Source organism: Longimicrobiaceae bacterium (assembly GCA_035936415.1).
Lineage (GTDB): Bacteria > Gemmatimonadota > Gemmatimonadetes > Longimicrobiales > Longimicrobiaceae > JAFAYN01.
Genome location: DASYWD010000415.1, coordinates 1 through 3786, shown reverse-complemented (window position 1 = coordinate 3786; position 3786 = coordinate 1). Strand labels below are relative to the sequence as shown.

At 76.4% G+C, this 3786-nt stretch carries 1 protein-coding gene; it reads left to right on the top strand.

Features of this window, described 5'->3' with window-relative positions; all coding sequences use genetic code 11:
• Nucleotides 1–3786 (top strand): beta-ketoacyl synthase N-terminal-like domain-containing protein (locus tag VGR37_16825; GenBank protein ID HEV2149073.1); only part of this gene is annotated, 3786 nt, incomplete at both ends.

The following is a 3786-nucleotide window of genomic DNA, read 5'->3' as shown; positions in this document are numbered from 1 at the left end:
ATGGTCCCGGGGACGTTCGTGCGCCTGGAGGCGCTGCCGCTGACGGCCAACGGCAAGCTGGACCGGCGCGCGCTGCCGGCGCCCGACTCGGCCGGGGAGGAGCGCGGGTACGAGGCGCCGCGCACGGCGACGGAGCACGCGCTCGCCTCCGTCTGGGCCGAGGTGCTGCGCGTGGAGCGCGTCGGCGTGCACGACAACTTCTTTGAGCTGGGGGGGGACTCCATCCTGATGATCCGCATGCACCCCCTCCTGCAGGAGCGCCTCGGCCGGGGGTTGTCGCGCGTCGAGCTCTTCCAGCACCGCACCCTCGCCGAGCTGGCCCGGCACCTGGACGGGGGGGACGCCGCTCCGGCTCCCGCTCCCGCCCGCCGTCCCGCCGGAGCCGCCGATGGCGAGGCGGTGGCGGTGGTGGGGTTGGCCGGGCGCTTTCCCGGTGCCGGCGGGGTGGAGGCGTTCTGGCGCAACCTGCGGGCGGGGGTGAGCGGGATCACCGTGTTCAGCGACGAGGAGCTCCTGGCCGCGGGCCTGGACCGGGCGCGGGTGGCGAACCCCCGCCTAATCCGCGCGGCCGGCGTCCTGGAGGACGTGGACCTGTTCGACGCCGGCTTCTTCGGCCTTTCCCCACGGGAGGCCGCGGTCCTCAACCCGCAGCACCGCCTCTTCCTGGAGTGCGCCTGGGAGGCGGTGGAGAGCGCCGGGTACGACCCGGTGCGTGCCCCGGGGCGGGTGGGCGTCTTCACCGGGTCCGGCCTGAACGGGTACTGGATGGACGTCGCTTCGCACCCCGCGCTGGTCGAAGGCGCAGGGGCGACCCAGGTGGAGCTGGGGAACGACAGCGAGTTCCTCCCCACGCGCACCTCGTACGCGCTGGGGCTGGAGGGGCCGAGCCTGAACGTGCAGACGGCCTGCTCGTCGTCGCTGGTGGCTCTCCACCTGGCGTGCCGGAGCATCCTTTCCGGGGAGTGCGAGATGGCGCTGGCCGGCGGCGCCACCCTCAACCTGCCGCAGGTCGGCGGCTTCCTGCACCAGGACGGCGGGGTGATGTCCCCCACGGGCCAGTGCCGCTCCTACGACGCGGAGGCGCGCGGCACCGTGGCCGGGAGCGGGGTGGGCGTGGTGGTGCTGCGCCGCCTCTCCGACGCGCTGGCCGCGGGCGACACCGTCTACGCGGTGATCCGCGGCAGCGCGGTGAACAACGACGGCGCGCGCAGGGCCGGCTACACCGCGCCGCGGCGCGACGGCCAGGCGCGGGTCATCGCCGACGCGCTGGCCGCCGCGGGCGTCCCCGCGGAGAGCATCGGGTACGTGGAGGGGCACGGCTCGGCGACGGAGCTGGGGGACCCCACCGAGGTGGCCGCGCTGACGCGCGCGTTCCGGGAGGAGACCGCGGAGCGGGGCTTCTGCGCGCTGGGGTCGGTCAAGTCGAGCATCGGGCACCTGGACGCGGCGGCGGGGATCGCCGGGCTGATGAAGGCGGTGCTCGCCCTGTGGCACAGGGAGATCCCGCCGAGCCTGAACTTCCAGCGGCCGAACCCGGCCATCGACTTCGCGGAGAGCCCCTTCTACGTGAACACGGCGCTGAAGCCGTGGCGGCGCAGCGGCGCGCCGCGCCGGGCCGGGGTGTCGGCGTTCGGGATCGGCGGGACCAACGCGCACGTCGTCCTGGAGGAGGCGCCCGCCGCGGCGCGCGGCAGGGCGGACCCCTCTCGCCCCCACCAGCTCCTCCTCCTCTCCGCCCGGAGCGCCGCGGCGCTGGAGGCGGCGACCGACCGGCTGGCGGAGCACCTGCGCCTGCACCCCGAGCAGGCGCTGGCGGACGTGGCCCACACGCTCCAGGTGGGCCGCAGGCACTTCGCGCACCGGCGCGCCGTGCTCTGCGCCGGCCGCGGGGAGGCCGTCACGGCGCTGGCCTCGCGCGACCCACGGCGCGTGACGGGCCGCCTGCGGGAGCGGGAGGACCCCGCCGTGGTCTTCCTCTTCCCCGGGCTCGGCGACCACTACGACGGGATGGCGCGCGGACTGTACGCCACCGAGCCGGTCTTCCGCGACGAGGTGGACCGCTGCGCCGCGGTCCTCGCCCCGCTCCTGGGGATGGACCTGCGCGGGGTGCTCTTCGCGGACGCCGCGCCCGACGAGGGGCGGAGCGACGGGACCACGGACCTGCGGCGGATGCTGGGCCGCGATGCGGCTCCGGCGGGGGCGGACTCCCCGCTGGCGCGGACGGAGGTGGCGCACCCCGCCGTCTTCGTGGTGGAGTACGCCCTGGCGCGGCTGTGGATGAGCTGGGGCGTGCGGCCCGCCGCGATGATCGGCCACTCGCTGGGCGAGTACGTGGCCGCCACGGTCGCGGGGGTCCTGTCGCTGGAAGACGCGCTGGCGCTGGTTACGGAGCGGGCGCGGCTGGCCGGGGCGCTCCCGGCCGGGGCCATGCTCGCCGTGCCGCTCGCCCCGGACGAGCTCTCGCCGCTCCTGGCGGAGGGGCTCGCGCTGGCGGCCGTCAACGCACCCGCGCTCTGCACCGTGTCCGGGAGCCCGGAGGGCGTGGCGCGGCTGGAGACGGAGCTCTCCGGGCGGGGAGTCGCATGCCGGCGGCTGAACGCGTCCCACGCCTTCCATTCGGCGTGGATGCAGCCGGTGGCGGAAGCGCTGGGCGACACGGTCCGCCGGGTGGAGCTGAAGGCGCCGACGATCCCGCTCGTCTCCAACGTGACGGGGACCTGGATCACCGCGGAGGAAGCGGCCGACCCGGCGTACTGGACCGGGCACCTGTGCCGCACGGTGCGCTTCGCGGAGGGGATCCGGGAGGTCCTCCGCGAGCCCGGCCGCCTCCTGCTCGAGGTGGGCCCGGGGCGGACGCTGGGCACCTTCGCGCTGCAGTCCGGCGCGGTGGAGGGCACCGTCTTCGCGTCGCTGCGGCACGCGTACACGCGGGTGGGGGACGGCGCCTTCGTGCTGACCACGCTGGGGCGGCTCTGGGCGGCGGGGGCGGAGATCGACTGGGAGGGGTTCTGGGCCCGCGAGCAGCGCCGCCGCGTCCCGCTCCCCACGTACCCGTTCGAGCGGCAGCGCTTCTGGATCGACCCCCTCCCCCGGCCTCGCGACGGAGCCTCCCGGGCCCGGCACACGCCGTGGCGGGAGGTCCGCCCGTCCAAGCGGAGGTCCCCGGTCCCGCTCCACCCCCGGCCCGACGCCGCGGCCCCGTACGCGGCTCCCGTCACGGCCACGGAGCACCGGATCGCCGCCGTCTGGAGCGAGGTGCTCGGCATCGGCCAGGTCGGCGCGCACGACGACTTCTTCGCGCTCGGGGGCCATTCGCTCCTCGCCACCCAGGTGCTCTCCCGGGTGCGCGAGGCGTTCGGGACCGAGCTGACCCTGCGCGAGATGTTCGAGCACCCCACCGTCGGGGCGCTCGCCGCGCGCGTGGACGAGGGACAGCACGCGGCGCGCGCGCTCCGGCTTCCCCCCCTGGTCGCCGCGCCGCGCGCCGAGGGCGAGGAGGTGCCGCTCTCCTTCGGGCAGGAGCGCTTCTGGGTGCTCGCGCAGGTGGAGCCCGACTCGGCCTTCTACAGCGTGCCCGCGGCGCAGCACGTGCGCGGCGCGGGGCTCGACCCCGCCGTCCTGGAGCGGGCGCTGAAGGAGATCGTGCGGAGACACCAGATCCTCCGCACGGTCTACCGCGAGCGGGGGGGCATCCCCGTGCAGGTGGTCACGCCGGTTCCGGACCGCGTGCTGGAGCGGGTGGACCTGGTCCACCTCCCGGCGGGGGGGGGGGGGGGGGGGGGGGGG